The organism is Rhizorhabdus histidinilytica (assembly GCF_900167915.1).
In the GTDB taxonomy this organism is placed as follows: Bacteria; Pseudomonadota; Alphaproteobacteria; order Sphingomonadales; family Sphingomonadaceae; genus Rhizorhabdus; species Rhizorhabdus histidinilytica.
On record NZ_FUYM01000003.1, the window covers coordinates 111,852 to 135,562 of the forward strand.

The window sequence follows — 23,711 nt, forward strand, 5'->3', positions numbered from 1 at the left end:
TGCCTGCCTGCAACGGCGAGATTTATATAAACTTCTGATAAATCATATCAATTTTCCGAAACTAAAAATCGCCGTCCTATTTTTCGCTTCATCCTGACAAGCGCAATCTCTTCCGCGCACTTTAAACAATCGATTGCAAAACTGTCTGATTTGATGAATATCAAGCTGCGTCGATCATCTGTGATTCGCTAAACCAACAAAAAGGGGAAATGACGTGTCGACTTTCGGGGGATTGAAATCGCTGTTGCTTCTGTCGGCCGGAACGCTTGCCTGGGTCGCCTCGGCCGCCCAGGCCCAGGAAGCACCCGCTTCCTCCGGAGGGCTCGACGACATCGTCGTCACAGCCCAGAAGAAATCGGAGCGGCTGCAAGACGTTCCACTTTCCGTTAGCGCCTTCGGCTCGGACTTCCTGACGAAGGGACGCGTCGACAATGTCGGCGAACTCTCCGCCGTCACGCCCAATTTCCGCTTCAACCAGTTCAGCGTCGGTCGCGTCGACATCTTCATCCGAGGCATCGGCTCCGACTTCGGCAGCATCGGATCCGACAATTCGGTCGGCTCGTTCATCGACGATGTCTATGTCACCCGCGGCAGCGGCGTCGCCGCCAACATCTTCGACCTCGAGCGCGTCGAGATCATCCGCGGGCCGGCCGGCGCGCTATACGGCAAGAACACGATCGGCGGCGCGATCAACTTCATCACCAACAAGCCTTCGCAGAAGGAAGATGCCCAGCTGCGGATCGACGTCGGCAATTACCGCTTCCTGAGCGCGGCAGGCTTCATCAACGCCCCGCTCACCGACACCATTGCAGGCCGCCTCGCCTTCTCCGCACAGGGCCGCAATGGCTACGCGTTCAACACCTTCACCGGCCATGACGTGGAGAACGACAATAACCTCAACGTCCGCGGCTCGATTCTGGCCGACGACGGAGGTTCGCTCCGCGTTCTGCTGACCGGCGACTTCGGCCGTCGACGCGCCACCGGCGGCTGGCGTCACCAACAGCCCGTCACTCCGCGCAACCTCCCCTTCGTCAGCCCCGACCCGCGCCGCGGCGCGAGCAATGACGATGGCCGGCAGACCGCCGACAATGCGGGCATCTCGCTGCGGCTGGACTATGAATCGAGCATCGGCGACCTGACCTCGATCTCGGCCTATCGCTATAACGCTTATTCCTACCTGGAGAACGTGTCGGGCTTCTATGTCAGCCTGACCAATCCGCCCCGGCCCGATCTCGCCAAGCCCAACCCCGACCTGCTCTTCTTCAACGACGTGAATGAGAAGTCGCGGGCCTGGTCGCAGGAATTCCGCCTGGCCAACAAGGCGTTCGACGACAAGCTGGAATATACGATAGGCGTCTACGGCCTGCTCGAGAAGGCCAAGCTGTTCGATAGCACCCGCTTCATCTTCCCCGATCTGAACAACTTCGTCGGCGGCGAGACCGGCGACATGGACCAGACGGTGAAGACCTTCTCGGCCTTCGCCGAGGCGACCTACCATCCGGTCAGCACGATCGACATCACCGCCGGTCTGCGCTGGAGCCACGACGACAAGGACTTCAAGATCACCAAGGGCGGCATTCCGACCACCCGAGTCTATAATACTCCGACCGGCGCGGGTTTCACCGTCGGGCGGGATGCATCCTGGTCGGCCTTCACCCCGCGCGTGTCGGTGAAATGGCACCCGACCTCGACGCAAACCTATTATGCCGCGGTATCACGCGGCTATAAGAGCGGCGCGTTCGACGGCTCGCGTGCGACCAGCCCGCAGGCCGCCCAGACGCCCGTCGATCCCGAATTTGCGTGGAATTACGAGATCGGTGCGAAAACCGAATGGTTCGACCGCCGCCTCCGCCTGAACCTGACGGCCTTCTACACCGACTATACCGACCTTCAGACGCAGCAGCTGCTGCTGATCGACCCCGCCATCCCGCCGCAGCGCATCCTGGTGAACGCCGGCAAGGTGGTATCGAAGGGCATTGAGGTCGAAGCCTCGCTCGCGGTCGCCGGCCCGTTCCGCATCGACGCGAATTACGGCTATCTCCATTCGCGCTTCGCATCGGACCTGATCGTCAACAATGTGAACCTGAAAGGCTTCCACACCCGCCGCTCGCCCGAGCACCAGGGCAGCATCTCGCTGAACATGGACCAGGAATTCGCTTCCGGTGCGCGACTGACCGGCCGGGCTTCCTATGAATATACCTCGTCCTTCTTCTTCGACAACAACAACAGCCCGGTGACCAGGGTCCATTCCTATGAGCTGGTGAACGCCAACCTGGACTTCACGCCGGCGGGCAGCAGCTGGACCTTCTCGCTCTGGGGCAAGAATTTGACCGACGAGCTGTATGTTCGGCACACCACCGCAGTGTTCAACACGGGCTACGTCCTTTACGGCGCGCCTCGTACCTACGGCGTCGCGGTCACATGGAAGATGGGAGGCGGCCGCTAAGGCCGGAACGACATGACGATCACGAACCTCACGGCCGGCCACCTCTTCATGCAGTGTCGTTCGGCAATGCGGAAGAACGGCCTGGGGTTCGCCCTGTCGATAGCGCTGGCGCCGATCCTGGCGGCGCCGGCGCTTCCCGCGCATGCCGCGCCTCGCACGGCGGCAACGGCGGGTATCATCCGGACGACGATCTCGTCGCTCGACGGCCATGATGTCCCGGCCACCATCTACAAGGCGCCGGGCGGCAAGCCGGCGCCCGTGCTCATCGCCGTGCATGGCGGCGGATGGCGTGTCGGCGATGCTGGCATGTACAAGGAATGGGGTCCATTTCTCGCCGCCAAGGGCTATACGGTCGTCGCCATCGACTATCGGCTCGCCAAGCCGGGCGCCGGCAGTTGGCCAGGCGCCGCCTATGACGTGCTGGCCGCCATCGCCCATGTCCGCAGCCACGCCAAGGAACTGGGCATCGATCCGGACCGTATCGCGATGATCGGAGATTCGGCGGGCGCCCATCTGAGCGCCCTCGCGGCGCTCAATCCCGAGGGCCTGCTCGAAAAGGCGGCAAAGGACGAAGCGAAGTTCGCGTCCCATTCCGCAAGGCCCGAGGATTACAAGGTGAGGGCCGTTGTCGGCCTCTACGGGGTCTATGACCTCGCCGCCCAGTGGACCACCGACAACGCCACCCGCGTCCTTCCCGGGCGCATCTCTGAGATATTCATGGGCCGCTCGGTCCTCGACGACCGCATGGCCTATATCGAGGCCTCGCCGATCAGCTATCTCGACAGCCGCCATCGTTCGGTTGCCTTCCTGATCGTCTATGGCGACCGGGACGACGTCGTCGATCCCGAGCGCCAATCCCGCGCCTTTGCCGCCGTCGCGCGGATGGCCGGCAACTACACCCGTTCAATCGTCCTTCCCGGCGCGGGCCATTATTGGCTCACCGAGTCTCCCACCGCCGAACATAGTTGGTCGGCCGAAGCAGCGCCGCGGATTCTCGATTTCCTGTCCGATATTCTCTGAGAGACGGTCCGATTGCGCCGATAGCGAAAGGAACGGCAATTGGCTGGTCAGCTTCCGATGTCGCGCTTCATGAAGGGAATAGTCGCGCCAGCCATCATGCTGGCATCGATCCCCCAACCAGTGCTTGCCTATTCGCTGGGCCACTCCGATCCCAAGGCGACGGGCTTCTCGGCCGCTGGCCTCGATCGGGTGACGGATTTCTTTGAGGATGAAGTCCGGACCGGGCGTATCCCCGGCGCCATCGTCCTGATCCAGCGCAACGACAAGGCCGCCTATTTCGAAGGCTTTGGCGTCCGGGATCCCGCCACCAAGACGCCGATGACCCCGGACACGATCTTCCGCATCTATTCGATGACGAAGCCGGTGGTCTCGGTTGCCGCGATGATGCTGGTCGAGGAAGGCAGGCTGGCCCTGGATGAACCCTTGTCCACCTACATTCCGTCCTTCGCCAATATGAAGGTCGGCGTCGAAAGAAAGGGCGTCGACGGGAAGATCGAACTGGAGTTGGTCGAGGCCGATCGGCCGATCACGATCCAGGATCTAATGCGCCATACCTCAGGCATCGTCTACGGCTTCTTTGGTGCCGATACCGTCAACAAGATGTATCTGCGCGCGGGCCTGTTCGACCCATTGACCCTCAGCAACGAAGAATATGTGGAGCGCGTCGCGAAGCTGCCGTTGCGCAACCAGCCGGGAACCACCTGGGACTACGGCTATGGCACCGACGTGCTCGGCCGCGTAGTGGAAATCGTCTCCGGGCAATCGCTCTACGGCTTCCTCAAGGACCGGCTGTTCGATCCGCTCGGCATGAACAGCACCAGCTTCTATGTCGCCGACCAGGCCAAATTCCCTATGGTCGCCGAGCCCTTTCCCAAGGATCGCTTCGTCAGCGCCACCACCGGCATGAATGATCCGCGCGAGCCCCGGAAATGGGAGTCGGCCGGTGGCGGTCTGGTTTCGACGCCGGTCGACTATCTACGCTTCGCACAAATGCTGCTTCATGGCGGCGCCCTGGACGGGAAGCGTTATCTCAGTCCCAAGACGGTCGCCTTCATGACCAGCAACCACATCGGTCCGTCGACGAACATCAAACCCAATGCAGCTACGCAGAACGCACTCATGGGCGTCGGCTACGGCTTCGGCCTGGGGTTCGCCGTGCGTACAGATCCCGGCGACAGTCCGAAGATCGGTTCTGTCGGCGAATTCTCCTGGCTGGGCTTCGCCGGCACCGAATTCTGGGTCGATCCCAAGGAGGGCATGATCGCGATCATGATGACGCAGACCATGTCCGGGCAGCAGCGAATCCGTATGCGCCAGCGCTTTCACAATCTCGTCTACGGTGCCTTCGAGAAATAGCGACGACGTGCCCGCCCTTTCAGGCCGGCTCAATCCTCGCGCTTGCCACCGCAATATCCGCCGATTCGAAAATCGCGATTCAACAAAAAGCTAGAGCGGCCGAACCAGCGCTCGGGCGGCATCGTGGATCGCCGCGCGAATGCGGACATATGTGCCGCAACGGCAGATATTGCCCGCCATCGCCAGATCGATGTCATGATCGCCGGGCGTCGGATTTTCGCGTAGGAGCGCAACCGCGCTCATGATCTGGCCCGACTGGCAATAGCCGCATTGCGGTACATCGCGGGCGACCCAGGCCTCGCGCACCCGTTCCGCCTCGGGCCCCTCCACCCGTTCGATTGTCGTCACCTCGCCCTGCACATCTGCGACGGGGATCGAGCAGGCACGGATCGGCTGTCCTTCGATATGGACCGTGCAGGCGCCACACATCGCGATACCGCAGCCATATTTGGTGCCCATCAGCCCAAGCTCATCGCGTAGCACCCACAGGAGCGGCGTATCGGCTTCGGCATCGACTTCATGGACGCTGCCGTTGACCTTGATCGAATAGCTCATCGTACCCTTCCAAGCCCCCGCCAACATTATGCGGATTTTTATTACAAACGATTGCAATCCATGGCAACCATACACTGCCCCAAGTCCGGAAGAAGGCGGTGATGCGATGATTGAACAGCGGCGATGGATATTGATAGCGGCGATCTTCCTCGGGAGCTTCGTCGTCATGCTCGACGTGTCGATCGTGAACGTCGCCCTGCCGACGATCGAGCATTCGCTGAAGAGCGACATCGCCGGACTGCAATGGGTCGTAAGCGCCTACACATTGTGCCTGTCCGCCTTCCTGCTCACCGCCGGTGCCCTGGGCGACCGTTATGGACGCCGCAGGGTCTGGACGCTGGGCCTGGCCACCTTCATCATCGGCTCGGCGATCTGCTCCTTCGCGGCCGACATGCCGGCCCTGATCGGCGGCCGCGTGGTCCAGGGGATAGGCGGCGCCCTGCTGATCCCGGGCCCGCTTTCGATCCTGTCCCGGGCTTTCCCGGATCGGGAACAACGCGCGCACGTCATCGGCGCCTGGTCGTCCTTCAGCGGCATATCGCTGATCACCGGCCCGCTGATCGGCGGCTTCCTGATCGCGCATTTCGGCTGGCACAGCATCTTCCTGATCAACCTGCCGGTTGGCTTGATCACGCTCATTCTCGGCATCATCTCGATCCCGGAAAGCGCCGACCCCGCCCACACGTCGCTCGACCCGGTCGGGCAGGTCCTGTCCGTGCTCGGGCTCGCGGGCCTGTCCTATGGCCTGATCCGGGGCGGCGACATCGGCTGGTCGGACCCGGTCACGCTGGGGCTGCTCGGGGGCGCCCTGCTGCTGTTCGGGGTCTTCATCGCTGCCGAACGTCGAATCGAGGCACCGATGCTGCCGATCGAGCTGTTCCGCATCTCTGCTTTCCGGGCCTGCATCTTCGGCTCCTTCGTGATCGGTTTCGCGGCATTCAGCTCGCCTTTCTTCCTCTCCCTCTATTTCCAGCAGGTCCAGGGTCTGTCGGTGGCCGAGACGGGCCTGCGCCTCACCCCCCAGTTCGCGGCGCTGGCCTTGGTCTCCTCCATTTCGGGCAGGCTCGTCGCGCGCATCGGGGCCTGGCGGAATCTGTTCGTCGGGTTTCTGGGCATGACGCTGTCGCTGGGCGCGATGATCTTCTGGTCGGTCGACCTTGACTTCGTCATGACGTTGCCCTGGTTGCTGCTACTGGGTGCCGGCATGGGCATGACCGTACCGACCACCAGCACATTGGCGATGAGCGCCGCCCCGCCGACACGCACCGGAACCGCCTCGGCGACGATCAACGTCGCCCGCCAAGCCGGCCTTTCTGTGGGGATAGCACTGATCGGCGCGATTATGAGCACCGCCGCCATCCAGGCTCTCGCCGCACAGATTGGCTCGGCGGTGCAAGCGGCCAACCTCGTAAAGGCGCCGTCGGCCACCACCGCGATAAGCCAGGCCGCCCTGTTCGATCTTCGCCTGCGGCCTGAAGCGCTGCTAACCGGCTTCCACTGGGCGGCCGGCACCGCCTGCATCGCCGCGGCCGCCGTTGCGCTGTTCATCCCGCTGCGTGCCCGTCGAAGCTGAATCCATCATCAGGGCATCGACACGGATTGGTTTTGATGACGGCAGTGCCCCTTCCAGAATGGGCATCAGCACATGAATGCGATTCTGGATCGAAGATCGATCGTCTCAATTTCGATCGATGTTTCACCCGGAACGTTCCCGAACCCGGGAGGAGCGAGCACTTGACACGCAGCCAGCCCCTAACGGGTTGAATCTAAGAAAAAATGGTGCTGCCGGTGAGGATTGAACTCACGACCTCAGCCTTACCAAGGATGCGCTCTACCACTGAGCTACGGCAGCACTGCCAGCGTTCCGCGGGCATGCCGGAGAGGTGAACTCCGGCGGTGTGGCGCGCCTATGGACAATGCTGCGGCCCACGTCAAGGCGGCTTGCCGATCATCTTTCGATAAGTCTATCGATCGTGCGATGAAGAAGGCCGAACCCCAGCCCACCAACGCCAAGTCCGCCGACGCCAACCCCGCCGACGCCCGCGCCGCGCGGCTGGCGCAGGCACTGCGCGCGAACCTCCACCGCCGCAAGGCGCAGGCTCGGGCGATCGACGATGGTGCGGGTGGCGGGCAGCACGACACCGGGAAGCCGGGTCAGTAAGGTTTCTCGCCGATAACGTTGCCGCCCTCCAGATAGCGGCAGACCAGCACCTCGTCCTCCTCGCTCGCCGCGATCGCGCAACCGACCTCGGTCGTCGACCGCCAGATGAGTTGGGTATAATGGCCGACATCGCGCCATTGGCCGGTGGTGCTGTTGCGCGGGAACGGACCGTTGACGAAGATCTTCCGCTCGTCGACCCACAGGTTCACCATCTGCTCGGGGGTGTAATAGCCCTTGGTCCCGCGCCAGAGATTCTCGCCCTCCTCGCCGTCGGTCGGGTCGATATAATCGGCGGTGTCGCTATGCTCCAACCCCTCGACCTGGGCGAGCTGCCGTGCCCATTCGAGCGACTGGCGGGCGAGCTTGTCGCTCCACTTCAACGGCGGGATGCCGAGCCTCGCCCGCTCGGCATTATGAGCGGCGAGCAGGCGCTGACTGAGGTCCTGCGGGGTCCAGAGCGGCACGGCGCCATGCGCGGCGGTGCAGGCCGCCGCGGTGAGAAGGCCCGTCATGATCCGGCGTAGCGGCTGCATCTCGCCCGTCGCCTGTTTCCCCTGCCCCGACGCCGAAAACCATGCCCCGGCCAGTGGCAGGCCCGACTCATCGCAACGGCGATGAACCTTAAGATCGGCTATCGCCGCTTTCAAGCAAGGGCGTGGTCTGCCGCCGCAGCCAGACCGCGGCGTCGCCGTCGAGTTGCGGGCCGACCACCGCGCGCACCTGGGCATGATAGGCATCGATCCAGGCGATCTCGCCCGCATCGAGCATCGAGGTATCGATCAGCGCGCGCTCATAGGGTGCGAAGGTCAGCGTCTCGAAGCCGAGCATCTCCTTCTCCGCCCCCTCGATCGCCATCGGCACCGTGAGGATCAGATTCTCGATCCGGATGCCATATTCGCCGGCCTTGTAATAGCCGGGCTCGTTCGAGAGGATCATGCCGGGCTGGAGCGGCTCGTCGCCGCCGCCGAAGGTGGCGATCCGCTGCGGCCCCTCGTGCACCGACAGATAGGCGCCGACGCCGTGGCCGGTACCGTGCGCATAGTCGAGCCCCGCCGCCCACAGATATTGCCGCGCGAGGATGTCGAGCTGCCCGCCACGCGTCCCATGAGGGAAAACCGCGCGGGCGATCGCGACATGGCCCTTGAGCACACGAGTATAGCGGTCGCGCATCTCCTGTGTCGGCGTGCCGATCGCGACGGTGCGGGTCACGTCGGTGGTGCCGTCCTGATATTGCCCGCCCGAATCGACCAGATAGAGCGAATTGGGCTCCAGCACCCGCTTGGTCTCGTCGCTGGCGCGGTAATGGACGACCGCACCGTTGGGCCCGGCGCCGGAGATGGTGTCGAACGACAGATCCTTGAGCAGGCCGCCTTCGGCGCGCAACGCCTGCAGCTTGTCGGAGGCCTGGATCTCGTCGAGTCCGCCCTTGGGCGCCTCGACCGACAGCCAGTGGAGGAAGCGGCTGAGCGCCGCCCCGTCGCGCGCCTGCGCGGCCTTGTGCCCGGCGATCTCGACCGGGTTCTTGATCGCCTTGGGCAGGACGACCGGATCGCGTTCCTCGATCAGCCGGGCACCGCCGGCCTCCAGCGCCTCGAAGATCGCCGCGACAGCCCGTTCGGGATCGGCGGCGACGGTCTTGCCGTCGAGCGCCCTGAGCGCGGATTCGAACGCGGCGCGATCGTGCAGCCGCACCCCATTGCCGAGATGCGCGCGCACCGCGTCGTCGATCTTGTCGGGGGCGACATAGAGGTCGGCGGTCGCGTCGTCATGGACGACGGCATAGGCCAGCGCCACCGGCGTCCGGTCGACGTCCTGGCCGCGAATGTTGAATGCCCAGGCGATCGAATCGAGCGCGGAGAGCACCGCCGCGTCGGCACCCTTCGCGGTCAGCCAGTCGGCGATGTCGGCGCGCTTGGCGGCCGAGGACTTGCCGGTCAGCTCGTCGGGCTGCACCACCAGCCGAGCCTTGGACGGCGCCGGCCGGTCGGGCCAGATGGCGTCGACCGGATTGGTGTCGACCGCGACCAGCTCGGCGCCCTTCGCCGCAAGCGCCTTGCGCGCCGCCGTCACCCAGCCCTTGGTGTGCAGCCAGGGATCATAGCCGATCCGCCCGCCGCCGGGGGCGTGCTCCTCCAGCCAGGCGGCAACGCTGGTCTGCGGCACCGACTGGTAGCTCCAATGCTTGCCGTCGACCTGCTCGCGCACCTGCAGCGTGTAGCGCCCGTCGACGAAGATCGCCGCCTCGGCCGGCAGCACGACCGCCGAGCCGGCCGACCCCTGGAAGCCGGTCAGCCAGGCGAGCCGCTGCGCATAGGCGCCGACATATTCGCTCATATGCTCGTCGGTCAGCGGCACGACGAAACCGTCCAGCTTCCGGCGCGCCAGTTCCTCGCGGAGCGCCTTGAGCCGATCTTCATGGGTGGACATGGAATGGGACCTCGATGCGGATATGCGGCCAAGATAGGCGCGGGCGATGGTGGCGGCAACGCCTTCCCCCTTCCCGCCGGGGACGGCGCTATTCCGCCGGTTGCGCCTCGGCCAGCGCCTTGCGGTGCTTGCGGGCCTCGACGACATAGGCGGCGACGCCCTTCTGGTTGCCGGCCATTTCCTCGGGCGACAGGTCGCGCATGTAGCGCGCCGGGCGGCCGCTCCAGAGCTGGCCGCTCGGGATGCGCTTGCCCGGCGTCAGCATCGCGCCGGCGGCGAGCATCGCGTCCGATTCGATCACGCAGCCGTCCATCACCACCGCGCCGAAGCCGACGAACGAGCGGTCGTGCAGCGTGCAGCCATGGACCATCGCCATATGGCCGATCAGCACGTCGTCGCCGATCACGGTCGGATGGGTGTGGGCGGATATATGGATGACGCTGCCGTCCTGGACGTTGGTCCGCGCGCCGATGCGGATGTAATTGCCGTCGCCGCGCACGACGACATTGTACCACAGGCTCGATTCCGCCCCGATCACGACGTCGCCGATCACCCGCGCGCCGGGCGCGACGAAGGCGCTGGCGTCGATCGTCGGGGTGATGCCCTCATAGGTCAGGATGGTGGGTGCGTCGCTCATCATGGTCTTTCGATGCTGTAGGTGACATGGGCTTTCAGCCGCTCCTCGAGGCCAGGGAGCGGATGATCGAAGTCGAGATCGTGGCGCCGGCTCATGCCCAGCCGCTCCATCAGCCCCCAGGAACGGACATTGGCGGGCACGGTGATCGCCCAGACGGCGTCGGCGTCGAGATGGCGCCAGGCCCAGTCGAGCGACGCCTGCGCCGCCTCGCGCGCATAGCCCTGCCCCCAATAGGCCCGGGCGAGCCGCCAGCCGGTCTCGATCCGGCCCTCGATCGGCGTTCCCGCCGCCCCCGGCTTCAATCCGCAAAAGCCCATGAAGGCGCCGTCGTCGCGCCGCTCGATCGCCCAGAAGCAATAGCCGTGCGCGTCGAGGAAGGCGTTCTGGCGCTCGATCGCCTGCGCGACATCGTCGGCCGTCATCGGCGGGCCGAGAAACTCCATCACCGCCGGGTCGTTGCCCATCGCGGCGAAGGGCGCGGCGTCGCTTTCTCGCCAGCCGCGCAGGACCAGCCGGTCGGTCGCGATCATGCGCCCATCAGGCGCGCCGCGTGCAGCGCATGGTAGCTCAGCACGCCCGACGCGCCGGCCCGCTTGAACGCCATCAGCGTCTCCAGCACCATCGCGTCGCGATCGGCGGCGCCGGCGGCGACCGCCAGCTCGATCATCGCATATTCGCCGGACACCTGATAGGCGAACACCGGCACCTCGAACCGCTCCTTCACCAGGCGGACGATGTCGAGATAGGGCAGGCCCGGCTTCACCATCACGCTGTCGGCGCCCTCGGCTAGGTCGAGCGCTACCTCGCGCAGCGCCTCCTCGGCATTGGCGGGGTTCATCTGGTACCCCTTCTTGTCGCCCTTGAGCAGACCGCGCGTGTCGACCGCGTCGCGGAACGGGCCGTAGAAGGCGGAGGCATATTTGGCCGCATAGGCCATGATCTGCACGTCGACATGGCCGCCGGCCTCGAGCGCTTCGCGGATCGCGCCGACCCGGCCGTCCATCATGTCCGACGGGGCGACGATGTCGCTGCCCGCCTCGGCCTGGACCAGCGCCTGGCCGACCAGCACTTCCTTGGTCGGGTCGTTGAGGACATGCCCCTCGGCGTCGACCAGGCCGTCATGGCCATGGGTGGTGTAGGGATCGAGCGCGACGTCGGTCAGCACGCCGATGTCGGGCACCGCGTCCTTGATCGTGCGGATCGCCCGGCACATCAGATTGTCGGGGTTGAGCGCCTCGCGCCCGTCGTCGCTGCGCCGGTCGCGCGGCGTGTTCGGGAACAGCGCCAGGCAGGGAATGCCGGCGTCGCGCGCCTCCTCCGCCCGCGCCGCGATCTGCGCCAGCGGCCACCGCGACACGCCCGGCAGCGACGCGATCGGCTCGACCTCGTCGCCATTGGCGATGAACAGCGGCCAGATCAGGTCGGCGGGGGTGAGGACATTCTCGGCGAAGAGCGCGCGGCTCCAGCCATGGCGGCGCGGGCGGCGCAGGCGGAGTGCGGGAAAGGCGGGCTGAGTCATGGGCGCTGCTTTAGCGGGTGGGGCGAGCCGGTGCAAAGGCGTGACGTCCCCTTTTGCATGACGAGCGAGGCTATGCATCCGAAACGATCGTGGCGCGTTGATCCTTCCGCATGACCCAACCGGCCTCCCCGCCCCGCCCCGCGATCCTGATCGTCAATGCCCTGTCGCGACAGGGGCGCAAGCAGTTCGACGTCGCGCGCGACAAGCTGCGCGCGGCGGGGATCGAGCTGACCGACGCGGTCGCGATCGATCGGCCCGGCACGCTGGAGACGGTCGTCGCCGAGGCGATGGCGAAGAAGCCGGCGATGCTGATCGTCGGCGGCGGCGACGGATCGCTGTCCTGCGCGGTCGACCATCTGGTCGGCACCGACACGATCTTCGCGCCGCTGCCGCTCGGCACCGCGAACAGCTTCGCCCGGTCGCTGGAGATCCCGCTCGATCTCGACGGCGCGATCGACGTGATCGCGAACGGGGTTCCGCGCCGCATCGATCTCGGCATGATCGACGACGACTATTACTGCAACTGCGCCGCGATCGGCCTGTCGACCAAGATCGGCGGACAGATTCCACCGCTGCTCAAGAAGAGCCTCGGCCGGCTCGGCTATCTGATCTGGGCGACCTGGCAGTCGATGAAGTTCAAGTCCTTCCGGCTGGTCGTCACCCATGACGGCGTGCGCGAGGAGCTGGACGTGCTGGAGGTGCGGATCGCCAACGGGCCCTATCATGGCGGGGTCGAGCTGGTCGACGCGGCGGATCCGCAGAGCGGCGAGATCGTCGTGCAGGCGGTGGTCGGCCGCTCACCCGCGCAGCTCGGCTGGAGCTGGTTCACCAGCTGGCTGCGGCTGCGTGCGCGCAAGGACACTACGGTCGAATATCGCGGCCGTGCGATCGGCGTCGAGACGACCCCGCCGCAGAAGGTCTCGATCGACGGCGAGGTGCTGGCGCGGACGCCGTTCACCGCGCGGATAGCAGCCGGCGCCGTGCAGGTGATGACACCCCGCACGACGGGATGACGGCGCTTCAGGCCGTGGCGTGCTCGGCGCGTTCGGCCTGCTCGACCAGCGCGCTCTTCTTCCAGCCGCCCTGTCGATAATAGGCCCAGGTCAGCGCGGTGGAGACGATCGATCCGACCGGAAAGGCCCACCACAGCGCGTCGAAATGCAGCCAGGGCTGCGCGAACAGGGCGAAACCGAGCCTGCAGACGAACAGGCCGACGATCATGATGATCAGCGGCATCAGCACGATGCCGTTCGCCCGGATGGTGCCGAGCAGCACCATCGTCGCGCCGGAGAAGAGGAAGCTCCAGCTCGCCAGCAGATGGATGCGCTCCGCCACCCCGATCGCCGGGCTCCCCGCACCGAGGAACAGGCCCAGCACATGATCGTCGACCAGCGTCAGCAACGCGATCAGGACGCCGGTCATCAGGAAATTGTAGAGCAGGCCGATATTGGTGATCGATCCCAGCCGGTCCCAGCGCCCGGCGCCGATATTCTGCGCCGCCATCGCGCTGACCGCCGACGCCACCGCCATCGACGGCATCTGGATATAGTTCCAGAGCTGGAAGGCGACGCCATAGGCGGCGGTCACGATCACGCCGGCCTGGTTGACCAGCCCGACCATCACCAGCGCCGCGGCGGTGAGCACGAACATCTGCAGGCCCATCATCATGCCCTTGCCGAAGATCAGGCGGATGAGCGCGGGGCCGGGCAGCAGATAGGCGAGCTCGCGGCCGCGCAGGCGGATCGGCAGGTCGCGCCAATAGACGACGGCCAGCATGCCGATCGTCGAGACCGCGTTGGCGATCAGCGTCGCCATCGCCGACCCGACGATCCCCATTTCGGGGAAGGGACCGATCCCGGCGATGAAGAAGGGATTGAGCCCGGCATCGAGGATGATGCCGACGATCATGAACCAGAGTGGCGTCATCGCATCGCCGATGCCCCGCAGGGTCATCATCAACAGCACCATGATCGCACTGAACGGCAGGCTCCAGAACATCATCTTGAGATAGGCCGAGGCGAGCGGCGCCGCGTCGGCCGGGGTACCGAGCAGGTGGAGCAGCTTGTCGGTCAGCCCGATGCCGATCGCCATCATCACGACGGATATGCCGAGCAGCAGCGTCGCCGCAGCACCGACCGCGCGCCGGGCGCCGTCGACATCCCTGCGGCCCATATGCTGACCGACCAGGATCATCGCCGCCATGCTGCATCCGAACAGCGCGGAGAAGATCAGGAACAGGATGTTGCTGGCGTTCGCCGTCGCCGCGAGCGCCCGCTCACCGAGGAAGCGGCCGATCCACACCGTGTTGATCGAAGCGTTGAGCGACTGGAGGACGTTCGCCGCCAGCGTGGGGATGGCGAACAGCAGCAGGGTGCTCGCGATCGGTCCCTGCGTCAGGTCCTGCCGTCCCCCCGCCATCGCGGTCAGCCGAGGCGGGCGAGCGCGGCGCCGAGCTGCTCGGCTTCCAGGCTCTTCTCGGCATGGTCGGCCCGCGCCTTCTCCACCGCTTCGGGCTTCGCCTTCTCGACGAAGGCCGGGTTGGCCAGACGGGCGGCGAGGCTGTCGCGCTCCTTCTCGGCCGCGGCGATGCCCTTGGCGAGGCGCGCCCGCTCGGCGTCGAGGTCGATCACCCCTTCGAGCGGCAGCACATAGGTCGCCTCGTCGACGACGACCTGCGCCGCGCCGCCGGCCGGGGCATCGCCCTCGGCCAGGTCGATCCGCGCCATCCGTGCGATCGCGACCGCGTTCGCCGCGAGCCGCCGCCGGGTCTCCTCGCTGGCGCCGCGGGCATAGGCCGGCAGTCGCGCGCCCGGGGGCACGTTGAGGCCGGTGCGGGCCGCGCGGACCTCGCTCACCATGCGGATCAGCCAGTCGATCTCCTGTTGCGCCGCCGGATCGATCGCGCGCGCATCGGCCATCGGCCATGTCGCGACGATGATGTCATAGTCCCGCGTACCGAGGGCGTGCCACAGCTCCTCGGTGATGAACGGCATGAACGGGTGCAGCATGACCAGGATCTGGTCGAGCACCCAGCCCGCGACCGCGCGCGTCTCGGCCGCCTGCGCCGGATCGGCGCCCTCGGCGAGCACCGGCTTGATCAGCTCCAGATACCAGTCGCAGAAGCTCGCCCAGACGAAATGGTAGATGGTGTTGGCGGACTCGTCGTAGCGCAGGTCGGCGATGGCGAGGTCGAGCGCCTGCACCGTCTTGACCGTCTCGGCGATGATCCAGCGGTTGACCGCCAGTTCGGCCCGGGGCGGCTCGATCGACGACGAAGCGCCGATGCCGTTGCCCTGCGCGAAGCGGGCCGCGTTCCACAGCTTGGTCGCGAAGTTGCGATAGCCCTCGACCCGCTTCTCATCGAGCTTGATGTCGCGGCCCTGGCTCTCCATCGCGGTCAGGGTGAATCGCAGCGCGTCGGCGCCGTACTTGTCGATCAGGCCCAGCGGATCGACCGTGTTGCCCTTCGACTTCGACATCTTCGACCCGTCCGCCGCGCGGACCAGCCCGTGCAGGTAGAGGGTGCGGAACGGCACCTCGCCCATGAAGTGCAGGCCCTGCATGATCATGCGGGCGTCCCAGAAGAACAGGATGTCGAAGCCCGAGATCAGTACGTCGTTGGGATAGTGGCGCTGGAGCTTCGAGGCCTTGCCGGCGCCGCCCGCCCGATAGGCCTCGGGCGGCTGCTGGCCGGCCTGGTCGGGCCAGCCGATCGTGCCGAACGGCCACAGCGCGGAGGAGAACCAGGTGTCGAGCACGTCGGGATCGCGGCTCAGCGCCTTGCCGCCGGCGAGCGCCGACGCGGCCGCCTCGTCCTCGGCAACGTAGACCTGGCCGTCGGCATCGTACCAGGCGGGAATCTGGTGCCCCCACCAGAGCTGGCGCGAGACGCACCAGGGCTGAATGTTTTCCAGCCAGTTATAATAGGTCTTGGTCCAGCTTTCCGGGACGACCTTGATCGCGCCCGAACGCACCGCTTCGAGGGCGGGCTTCGCCAGCGTCTCGGCATCGACATACCATTGGTCGGTCAGCCAGGGCTCGATCACCGCGTTGGAACGGTCGCCATAGGGCGTCTGGATGACGCGGTCCTCGACCTTCTCCAGCCGGCCCTCGGCCTCGATCGCCGCGACCACCTTCTTGCGCGCCTCGAAACGGTCGAGGCCGAGATAGTCAGCCGGGATCAGTCCGTCGGCGGTCTGGACGACCTTCGCCTCGGCATCGAGCATGTTGAGCATCTCGGCCGGCTTGAAGCCGGCGCGCTTGCCCACCTCGAAATCGTTGAAGTCGTGGCCCGGGGTGATCTTCACCGCGCCTGATCCCAGCTCCGGATCGGCATGCTCGTCGGCGACGATCGGGATCAGCCGGCCGGTGATCGGCAGCTTGACCGACTTGCCGATCAGCGCGCGATAGCGGCCATCTTCCGGATTCACCGCCACCGCCATGTCGGCGAGCATCGTCTCAGGCCGGGTCGTGGCGACCGAGATCGCGCCCGATCCGTCGGCGAGCGGATAGGAGAAGTGCCAGAAGCTGCCCTGCACCTCCTTGGTCTCGACCTCCAGGTCGGAGATCGCGGTCTTGAGGCCTGGGTCCCAGTTGACCAGGCGCTTGTCGCGATAGAGCAGGCCTTGGTTGTAGAGGTCGACGAACACCTTGAGGACCGCCTTCGAGAAGCCCTCGTCCATGGTGAAGCGCTCGTTCGCCCAGTCGCACGACGCGCCAAGCCGGCGGAGCTGGCGGGTGATCGTGCCGCCGCTCTCCTCCTTCCACTCCCACACCTTGGCGATGAACTGTTCGCGCGTGAAATCGGTGCGCTTCCGCCCCTGGGCGTTGAGCTGCCGCTCGACCACCATCTGGGTGGCGATGCCGGCATGGTCGGTGCCGACCACCCACAGCGCGTCCTTGCCCTTCAGGCGGGCGTGACGGATCAGCACGTCCTGCAGCGTGTCGTCGAGCGCATGGCCGATGTGCAGGCTGCCCGTGACGTTGGGCGGCGGGATCACGATGGTATAGGGCTCGGCCTCCGGCCGTTCCGGGCGGAACAGGCCGTTGTCTTCCCAATGGGCATACCAGCGCGCCTCGATGGCAGCGGGGTCGAAGGTCTTGTCGATCGTCATGATGGCGCCGGCTTTAGCGGGGGAAGCGGGAGCCGCGCCACTGATTTGTAAGCGCGTCACTTACAAAAGCCGTCATGCTGAACTTGTTTCAGCATCCACCGTGCCACAAGCCGCGACAGTGCGGATGATGGGTAGATGCTGAAACAAGTTCGGCATGACGGTTTCGGGCTAAGCGAAGCTCACTTCCCCTTGGTGTGCTTGTCCATCCAGCCGAGCACCTCGCCGTACCACTGGATGCTGTTCTTCGGTTTCAGGATCCAGTGGTTCTCGTCGGGATAGACCACCAGCCGCGATTCGATGCCGCGGCGCTGGGCGGCGGTGAAGGCGGCGATCCCCTGGGTATAGGGGATGCGGAAGTCCTTCTCGCCGTGGAGGACGAGCATCGGCGTCTTCCAGGCGGTGACGTGGTTGACCGGGTTCCACTTCTCGTAGTTGGCCGGGACCTCGAAATAGGGGCCGCCATGCTCCCATTCGTCGAACCACAGCTCCTCGGTCTCATAGGCCATGGCGCGCGCGTCGAAGACGCCGGCATGGGTGACGAGGCACTTGAACCCGTCGGGCCAGTTGCCTGCGATCCAGTTCATCATATAGCCGCCATAGGAGCCGCCCGCCGCGCAGGCGCGGTTGCCGTCGAGCCAGCCATATTTCGCGGTCACCGCCGCGAAGCCGAGCTTGAGGTCCTCGAGCGGCTTGCCGCCCCAGTCCTTGTTGATCGCATCGGTGAAGGCCTGGCCGTAGCCGGTCGACCCGTGGAAATCGACCATCACCGCGCCATAGCCGGCGCCCGCGAACAGCGCCGGGTTCCAGCGATAGGACCAGCCGTTGCCGAAGCTGCTCTGCGGGCCGCCATGGACCAGGAACGCCATCGGCGCCTTGGCGCCCTCGGCCAGCCCGGCGGGCTTCATCACATAGGCCCAGACGGTGTCGCCGTTGGCGCCCTTGAAGCTGACATGCTCGACGCTCGGCATGTCGATGCCGGCGAGCTTGTCCTTGTTGACCCAGGTCAGGCGGGTCGGCTTGCCGCCGGCCCTGACGCCCGTGCCTGCGTAGAAGTCGGACGGGGCGGTGAGGCTGTTCAATGTATAGACATAACCCTTCGGCGTCGCGAGGACGCCGGCCGCCGTGCCCTCCCCGGTCAGCCGGGTCGGCTTGCCGGTGGCGACGTCGACCGCGAACACCGCATCGTCGCCGGCGTCCTGCGCCGTCGCGTAGAGCGTCTTTCCGTCCTTGCTCCATGCGAGGCTGCCAACCGAGCGGTCCCAGCCCTCGGTCAGCGCGCGGACCTCGCCGGTGGCGAGGTTGCGGAGCTGGATCACCTGCCGGTCGGCCTCGTAGGTCGGCCGCTTCATCGCGACATAGGCAAGCCACTTGCCGTCGGGGGAGACGGTCGGCAGCGTGTCGGTGCCCTGGTTGGCCCTGGTCAGGTTGACCGGCGCCGCCGATCCGTCGGCAGGCGCCGCGAAGATGTCGAGGTTGGTCGACAGCGGCTCGGTCATTCCCGCCTCGCGCAGGGTGAAATAGACGGTCTTGCCGTCCTTGCTCCAGGCGATCTCACTGCCGTCGCCGAACGGCTTGGACGGCGTATCGCCGACCAGCGCGCCGCCGATCGCGACGCCGTCGCCGGTCGCCTTGCCGCCCGCGAGCGGCAGGACGAAGATCTGCGACCGCTGGCCGTCGCTCCACGTATCCCAGTGGCGGACGAAATAATGGTCGTAGGTGCGGGCGCTGCCGCCGTCCTTGCTCGCGGCCTTGTCGGCGAGCGACGTGGCGCCGACCGGGCGATCGGCCCAGACGAGCAGCTTGTCGCCGGTCGGCGCGATCCGGAAGCCGCCGACGTCCTGGTCTGCGACCAGCTCGGGCGCGCCGCCCGCGATCGCGACCCGCCACACGGCCGACTTGCCGCCATTGTCGGCAGTGAAGAACACCCATTGGCCGTCGGGCGAGAAGGCCGGGCCGGACTCGCTCTTCGCCGGATCGGCGGCGAGCTTCTCGGGAACGGCGCCCTTGCGCGACAGGTCGAGCCGCCACAGGTCGGTACGGCCCTTGTTCGCGGCCATGTCGGTCTCGCGCTGGTCCCAGACCAGCCAGCGGCCGTCCGGCGACACGTCGGCGCCGCCGATGCGCGAGAGGGAGACGACGTCGTTGATGGTGAGCGGGCGGGCCTGCGCCGCAGCGCCGAGACCCGCGATCAGGCCAATGGCCAGAAGCGATGTTTTCTGCATGACGAGGGCCTAGACCAAAATGGTCCCGCTCGCCAAGACTGTATCAGGCGACTGGTACAGCCGGTCCGATCACCCTTTCGAAATCAGCCCTTGTCGGTCATCCGCCGGATCTCGGCCTGGACGAGCCGCTCGACCATGTCGGGCAGGTTGCGCTCGATCCAGTCGGCCAGCATCGGCTGCAGCATCTCCCGCACCAGCGCGTCTAGGGTGACGTCGCCGCCGGTCGCGCGCGGCGCGGGCGTGCGGGGCAGCAGGTCGCGCGGTACAGGGCGCGGCGCCGGCTCGGGCATCTCCGCCTCGGCCTGGCGCAGCCGCTCGACCGCGCGCTGGACCGGCGCCGGAGCGGCCGCCGGGGCCGGCGCGGCCTGGGGCGCAGGCGTCGGCGCGTGCTGGCGCGCCTGGAAGGTCTCGGGCACCCGGTCGGTCAGTTCGAGGATCGAATCGGGCGGGGTCGGATCGGCACGCCGCGGCCAGGGCGGCGCGGGATCGCCGGACGCGACGCGCGGCGGTTCGGGCGGAGGCTGGACCGGCGGTGTCATCGCCGCGGCGGCCGGCCTCGGCGGCGCGGGATCGTCGTGGATGATTCGCTTGATGGAAGCCAGGATATCTTCCATCGACGGTTCGGGACGCGGATCGGCCATGCGCCGAATATAGGCTATTTCGCCGGGCTTTCCACCAGGCTGTGCGAAGGAACCGCCGAAACGCTCGGCTCCTTCAGGGTCGAGGTTGCGACCGGTTTCGGCCGGGGATCGCTGTCCCAATCCCAGATGCGGCCATGGACCCGCCGGTAGTTGGCGACCGGATCGTAGAGCGCGCCGCCGTCGAGGCCGAGGTCCTTCGCCTGCGCGCGCCCCATCGCCGCGATCAGCGCGAAGCCGGCGACATAGGCGTCGCGCTTCGCGGAGACGAGCGCCGAGCGCGAGTTGAGCAGTTCCTGCTCGGCATTGAGCACGTCGAGCAGGTTGCGGTTGCCGACGCTCTGCTCGGCACGCACGCCTTCGAGCGCCAGCTCGTTGGCGGACACCGCCACCTGCGAGGAGTCGATCACACCGAGGGCGGCCTCATAGCGGGCGAAGGCGACCCGCGCGTCGGCGATCACCGCCCGCTCGATCGCGGTTTGGTTCTCGATCGCCTGGCTCTTGCGTGCCTGCGCCTGGCGGACCTGCGCGGCCGGCCCGCCGCCCTGGTAGATCGGAACCTGGAGCTGCAGGCTTACCGTCGCGGTCTTGTCGACCTGGCGGACGCCGGCCGCACCGCCGGCAAGCGTGCCGCGATAGTCGACATAATCGCCGGTGCCGACCGCGTTGAGGCGGGGCATGCGCGACGCCTCGGCGACGCCGATGTCATATTCGGCGGCGCGGGTCGCCTGTCGAGCGGAGGCAAGGTCGGGATTGTTGGCAACGGCGATGTCGACCGCATCCTCGGAGGTCGCCGGCAGCCCCGGCAGTGCCGGCGGCGTTTCGAGCGCGTCGGGGAATTTGCCGACCACCTCGAGATATGTCTGGCGGCTCGCGTCGAGCTGCGCCTGCGCGGTGCGGAGATTGGCGCGCGCACCGGCAAGGCGCGCCTCGGACTGGGCGACGTCGGTGCGGGTCAGGTCGCCGACTTGGAACCGGTCCTGGCTCGCCTGGAGGTTGGTCTCCAGCACCTTCACATTGCCGGCATTGAGGTCGACGATCGCGGTGTCGCGGATCACGTCCATATAGGCTGCGACCGCCTGGGTGAAGACGTTGCTCTCGGTCGCCTGGAGGCCGGCACGGCCCTGCTCCACCCGCGCCTTCGCCGCACGGATCGAATTGCGGACGAAGCCGCCCTGGTAGATCGGCACCGACACCGTCGCCGATCCGCCGAGCGAACGCTTCGGCTGGGTGAAGGCGTTGGCCGAGCGCTTGACGAACTCGTTGTAGGAGCCGGTGGCGCTCACGTCGGGCAGGCCCTGGGCGCGGGCGATGCCGACATCCTCGTCGGTCGCGCGCAGGCCGGCGCGGGCGCCGGTCAGCGTCGGATTGGTCTGATAGGCGAGGCCCAGCGCTTCGCGCAGCGTATCGGCCGCCGCCGGCGTGCCGAGACCGACCGACACCAGCGCTGCGACAGACACACTCCAGCGGCCGGCGGCCGCTCCGCGAAGCTTGCGTTTCACCTGATTTCCATCCCTGTCAGAAGCTGAAGGCGGCGGGCACCCCGAACCCCGGCAGCACGGCGGCATCGGCATCGGCGAAGGCCGTGGCCCCGAAGCCGCCACCCGCACGCACCCCCGACACCAGCCGGGAGACACCATTGTCGATCAGCGCGCCGACCAGCCGGCCGCCATCGGCGAGCTGGTCGATCAGCGCTTGCGGAATCTGCTCGACCGCACCGTCGATCACGATCAGCGAATAAGGAGCGCCCTTCTTGCTGCCGGAGGCCGGCGGCGCCTTGACCCAGGTCACACCGGGAACGGCCGCCTTGCCGGCCGCGAGCAGATCGACATCCTCCTCGACAGCGACGACTCTGGCGCCGAGCTTTTCGAGCAGCGCGGCGGTGTAGCCGGTCGCCGCGCCGACGACGAGCACCGTCTCCCCGGGCGCGACCTGCGCCTCGGTAAGCAGGCGGCCCGTCACCATCGGCGGATTGAGCGCGCGGCCCGGCGCGATCGGCAGCGGCAGGTCGGCATAGGCGATCGCCGCCTTGTCGGCCCCGACGAAACGCTCGCGCGCGACCTCACCCATCGCCGCGACGACGCGCGGATCGTTGACGCCGGTGGTGCGGAGCTGGCTCACCACCATGGCATGGCGCATTTGCTCGAAATTCTGTTCGGTCACTGGCTCTACCCGCCTCTGGTGTCTTAGACATACAATACAGTTGAAAGTGCTTCAAGGCTTTATCGCGTCGCCTCATCGCCGCCAAGCGCGATCTCCGGCGTGCATGGCCCGTCCTTCGCCGTCGGCGGGCTTCGTGTCGATGTCGGTTGACATTCCCTCGCCCTGCCGCCATTTCCCGCGCCCACACCGGCCCGATGGCGGAGTGGTTACGCAGAGGACTGCAAATCCTTGCACGCCGGTTCGATTCCGGCTCGGGCCTCCACCCCTTTCGAATTATGCAACATTCTCAACCCCTTCCTGGGGGCCAATGTCTAACCCTGTTTCGAGGTTAGACATTTCCCATTGTGAAACCTTGGTGATTGCGGAGTCTGCAAGCTTCGCTTGATTGGCCGCAGCGGTGTACCTAGCCACCTCTTCGTCGCGGGTATGGCCGGATACGGCCTTCATGGTCTGGTTGCCCATCTCGAGCTCAGCCATGCGGCGCATCATCGCCTTGCGGAGACCATGGGCCGAGCAATGACGTAGGTCCGCCTCATTGCACCACTGGCGCATCTTGTTGCCGAACCCCTTCCGGGTGAACGGCTTTCCCCATGCATTGACGAGATAGCACATCTCACCAAGCGAACCCGCCGGCATCGAGCTGATTGCGCGGAGAAGCTGGGGCGCGACCTTGATACGTAGATCCTTGCCATTCTTCGACTGCGAGATGTTGAAGCGACCATCCTTGATGTGCTGGCGACCGAGATGCATCGCATCGATCCCGCGCTGGTCCGTCCAGAGCAGCAGCTCCATCGCCAGGCGGGCCTTCGTCCCCAGAGCGTGCCGCTTACGGTATTGTTCGATCTCGTCTTCGGTCCAGGTATGGAATCCCTTGGACTTTTGACCAGCCGCCACCTTGACGCGCTCTGATTGTGAGGCCGGATTCACGGTGATCATCTTGGCCTTAATGCAATAGTCGAAGAAGCGGATCAGCTCCTTTCGCAGCTTGCGGGCGGCTTCAATGCCCCCCTCCCATTTTCCATCGACCTTCACCTTCTGGCGCTTTTCACCCACGATCACGTCGATCACCTCGAAATCGCAATCTACGAGCATGCACGGGCCATTTGGCCCATTGCCGTAGCGATCGCGAAACTTGGTCAAGATGGCGGTGATCTTGGCCTGGGTCGTTGGCGTCGGCCCGAGACGCGACGGGACGCTGATATAGCGGGTCACAGCTTCGGCGATCGACCCCGGCACGGTCCGCGCGACAGCCCGTTCCTTGCTGTCAACCTTCCCGGCCATGCACGTCTGATATTCGATCCGGAAAGCCTCGGTGCCAAGCGGAGCGTCGAAATAGTGGCTCTCGAAACCCTTCCTGCGAAAGCGGAGCCATTCCTTGCCGTGCCGGTCGGAGAAGGCGGTTACATATTTCGGGAGAAAGCGACGTTTAGCCATGTTTCAGGTGATCCATCGA

At 66.2% G+C, this 23,711-nt stretch carries 19 protein-coding genes and 2 tRNA genes; 7 read left to right on the forward strand and 14 right to left on the reverse strand.

Translation table 11 applies throughout. The features are described from left to right. The first annotated feature begins 214 nt into the window (after positions 1-214). From B5X82_RS07145 to B5X82_RS07155, 3 genes are read left to right on the forward strand one after another with little or no spacing between them, the layout of a single operon-like run. On the forward strand, positions 215-2,446 hold the full coding sequence (locus B5X82_RS07145) for a TonB-dependent receptor (protein WP_079647441.1): 2,232 nt from the start codon (positions 215-217) through the stop codon (positions 2,444-2,446). A 12-nt stretch (positions 2,447-2,458) separates the two neighbouring features. Next, positions 2,459-3,466 carry an alpha/beta hydrolase gene (locus B5X82_RS07150; protein ID WP_079647442.1) on the forward strand — a complete coding sequence of 336 codons (1,008 nt, stop codon included), beginning with the start codon at positions 2,459-2,461 and terminating at the stop codon, positions 3,464-3,466. A 39-nt stretch (positions 3,467-3,505) separates the two neighbouring features. After that, a complete protein-coding gene (locus B5X82_RS07155; RefSeq protein ID WP_209045937.1) occupies positions 3,506-4,822 on the forward strand; it encodes a serine hydrolase domain-containing protein in 1,317 nt (438 codons plus the stop codon). Positions 4,823-4,912: 90 nt separating this feature from the next. Here B5X82_RS07155 and B5X82_RS07160 read toward each other — a convergent pair whose 3' ends face one another. Beyond that, on the reverse strand, positions 4,913-5,377 hold the full coding sequence (locus B5X82_RS07160) for a (2Fe-2S)-binding protein (RefSeq protein WP_079647443.1): 465 nt from the start codon (positions 5,375-5,377) through the stop codon (positions 4,913-4,915). Positions 5,378-5,483: 106 nt separating this feature from the next. Here B5X82_RS07160 and B5X82_RS07165 point away from each other — a divergent pair, with 106 nt between their 5' ends. After that, positions 5,484-6,950: an MFS transporter gene (locus B5X82_RS07165; RefSeq protein ID WP_079647444.1), complete on the forward strand. Its 1,467-nt coding sequence runs from the start codon at positions 5,484-5,486 to the stop codon at positions 6,948-6,950. Positions 6,951-7,154: 204 nt separating this feature from the next. On the opposite strand, the gene B5X82_RS07170 is transcribed toward B5X82_RS07165, so the two are convergent. Next, a tRNA-Thr gene (locus B5X82_RS07170) sits at positions 7,155-7,229 on the reverse strand. 126 nt (positions 7,230-7,355) lie between these two features. On the opposite strand from B5X82_RS07170, the gene B5X82_RS07175 reads away from it, so the two are divergent. Beyond that, the gene (locus tag B5X82_RS07175; RefSeq protein WP_079647445.1) at positions 7,356-7,538 is read left to right on the forward strand and encodes a hypothetical protein; all 183 of its coding nucleotides are present in this window, start codon (positions 7,356-7,358) and stop codon (positions 7,536-7,538) included. Here B5X82_RS07175 and B5X82_RS07180 read toward each other — a convergent pair. The 5 genes from B5X82_RS07180 to hemB form a co-directional block, all read right to left on the reverse strand. Beyond that, on the reverse strand, positions 7,532-8,071 hold the full coding sequence (locus tag B5X82_RS07180; protein WP_079647446.1) for a CAP domain-containing protein: 540 nt from the start codon (positions 8,069-8,071) through the stop codon (positions 7,532-7,534). The two genes, B5X82_RS07175 and B5X82_RS07180, sit on opposite strands and share 7 nt — an antisense overlap. 88 nt (positions 8,072-8,159) lie before the next feature. Beyond that, positions 8,160-9,965, reverse strand: coding sequence for an aminopeptidase P family protein (locus B5X82_RS07185; RefSeq protein WP_079647447.1), 1,806 nt, complete (start codon positions 9,963-9,965; stop codon positions 8,160-8,162). Positions 9,966-10,053: 88 nt separating this feature from the next. Further along, complete coding sequence (locus B5X82_RS07190) at positions 10,054-10,602, reverse strand: gamma carbonic anhydrase family protein (protein WP_079647448.1); 549 nt, start codon at positions 10,600-10,602, stop codon at positions 10,054-10,056. After that, on the reverse strand, positions 10,602-11,132 hold the full coding sequence (locus B5X82_RS07195) for a GNAT family N-acetyltransferase (protein WP_079647449.1): 531 nt from the start codon (positions 11,130-11,132) through the stop codon (positions 10,602-10,604). Before B5X82_RS07195 ends, B5X82_RS07190 begins: the two co-directional genes overlap by 1 nt. Next, positions 11,129-12,121, reverse strand: a complete 993-nt coding sequence (gene hemB, locus B5X82_RS07200; protein ID WP_079647450.1) for a porphobilinogen synthase — start codon at positions 12,119-12,121, stop codon at positions 11,129-11,131. The genes B5X82_RS07195 and hemB overlap by 4 nt, the downstream gene beginning before the upstream one ends. Before the next feature lie 110 nt (positions 12,122-12,231). Here hemB and B5X82_RS07205 point away from each other — a divergent pair, with 110 nt between their 5' ends. Then, positions 12,232-13,134, forward strand: coding sequence for a diacylglycerol/lipid kinase family protein (locus tag B5X82_RS07205; RefSeq protein ID WP_079647451.1), 903 nt, complete (start codon positions 12,232-12,234; stop codon positions 13,132-13,134). Between the two features lie 7 nt (positions 13,135-13,141). Here the strand turns inward: B5X82_RS07205 and B5X82_RS07210 are convergent, their stop codons facing one another. The 6 genes from B5X82_RS07210 to B5X82_RS07235 all read right to left on the reverse strand — a co-directional run bounded on the left by B5X82_RS07210 (position 13,142) and on the right by B5X82_RS07235 (position 22,258). Then, the gene (locus B5X82_RS07210) at positions 13,142-14,539 is read right to left on the reverse strand and encodes an MATE family efflux transporter (RefSeq protein WP_079647452.1); all 1,398 of its coding nucleotides are present in this window, start codon (positions 14,537-14,539) and stop codon (positions 13,142-13,144) included. A gap of 5 nt (positions 14,540-14,544) precedes the next feature. Further along, a complete protein-coding gene (locus tag B5X82_RS07215; RefSeq protein ID WP_079647453.1) occupies positions 14,545-17,235 on the reverse strand; it encodes a valine--tRNA ligase in 2,691 nt (896 codons plus the stop codon). Between the two features lie 179 nt (positions 17,236-17,414). After that, on the reverse strand, positions 17,415-19,457 hold the full coding sequence (locus tag B5X82_RS07220) for an alpha/beta hydrolase family protein (protein ID WP_079647454.1): 2,043 nt from the start codon (positions 19,455-19,457) through the stop codon (positions 17,415-17,417). Between the two features lie 83 nt (positions 19,458-19,540). Then, complete coding sequence (locus B5X82_RS07225) at positions 19,541-20,098, reverse strand: DUF2497 domain-containing protein (protein ID WP_079647455.1); 558 nt, start codon at positions 20,096-20,098, stop codon at positions 19,541-19,543. Between the two features lie 14 nt (positions 20,099-20,112). Beyond that, positions 20,113-21,597, reverse strand: a complete 1,485-nt coding sequence (locus tag B5X82_RS07230) for a TolC family outer membrane protein (RefSeq protein WP_079647456.1) — start codon at positions 21,595-21,597, stop codon at positions 20,113-20,115. A gap of 16 nt (positions 21,598-21,613) precedes the next feature. Next, entirely contained in the window at positions 21,614-22,258 is a 645-nt protein-coding gene (locus B5X82_RS07235) for a protein-L-isoaspartate O-methyltransferase family protein (protein WP_079647457.1), read from the reverse strand. A 188-nt stretch (positions 22,259-22,446) separates the two neighbouring features. On the opposite strand from B5X82_RS07235, the gene B5X82_RS07240 reads away from it, so the two are divergent. Further along, positions 22,447-22,520, forward strand: a tRNA-Cys gene (locus B5X82_RS07240). A gap of 11 nt (positions 22,521-22,531) precedes the next feature. Here the strand turns inward: B5X82_RS07240 and B5X82_RS07245 are convergent. Continuing rightward, positions 22,532-23,692 carry a tyrosine-type recombinase/integrase gene (locus B5X82_RS07245; RefSeq protein ID WP_079647458.1) on the reverse strand — a complete coding sequence of 387 codons (1,161 nt, stop codon included), beginning with the start codon at positions 23,690-23,692 and terminating at the stop codon, positions 22,532-22,534. Positions 23,693-23,711: the final 19 nt, after the last annotated feature.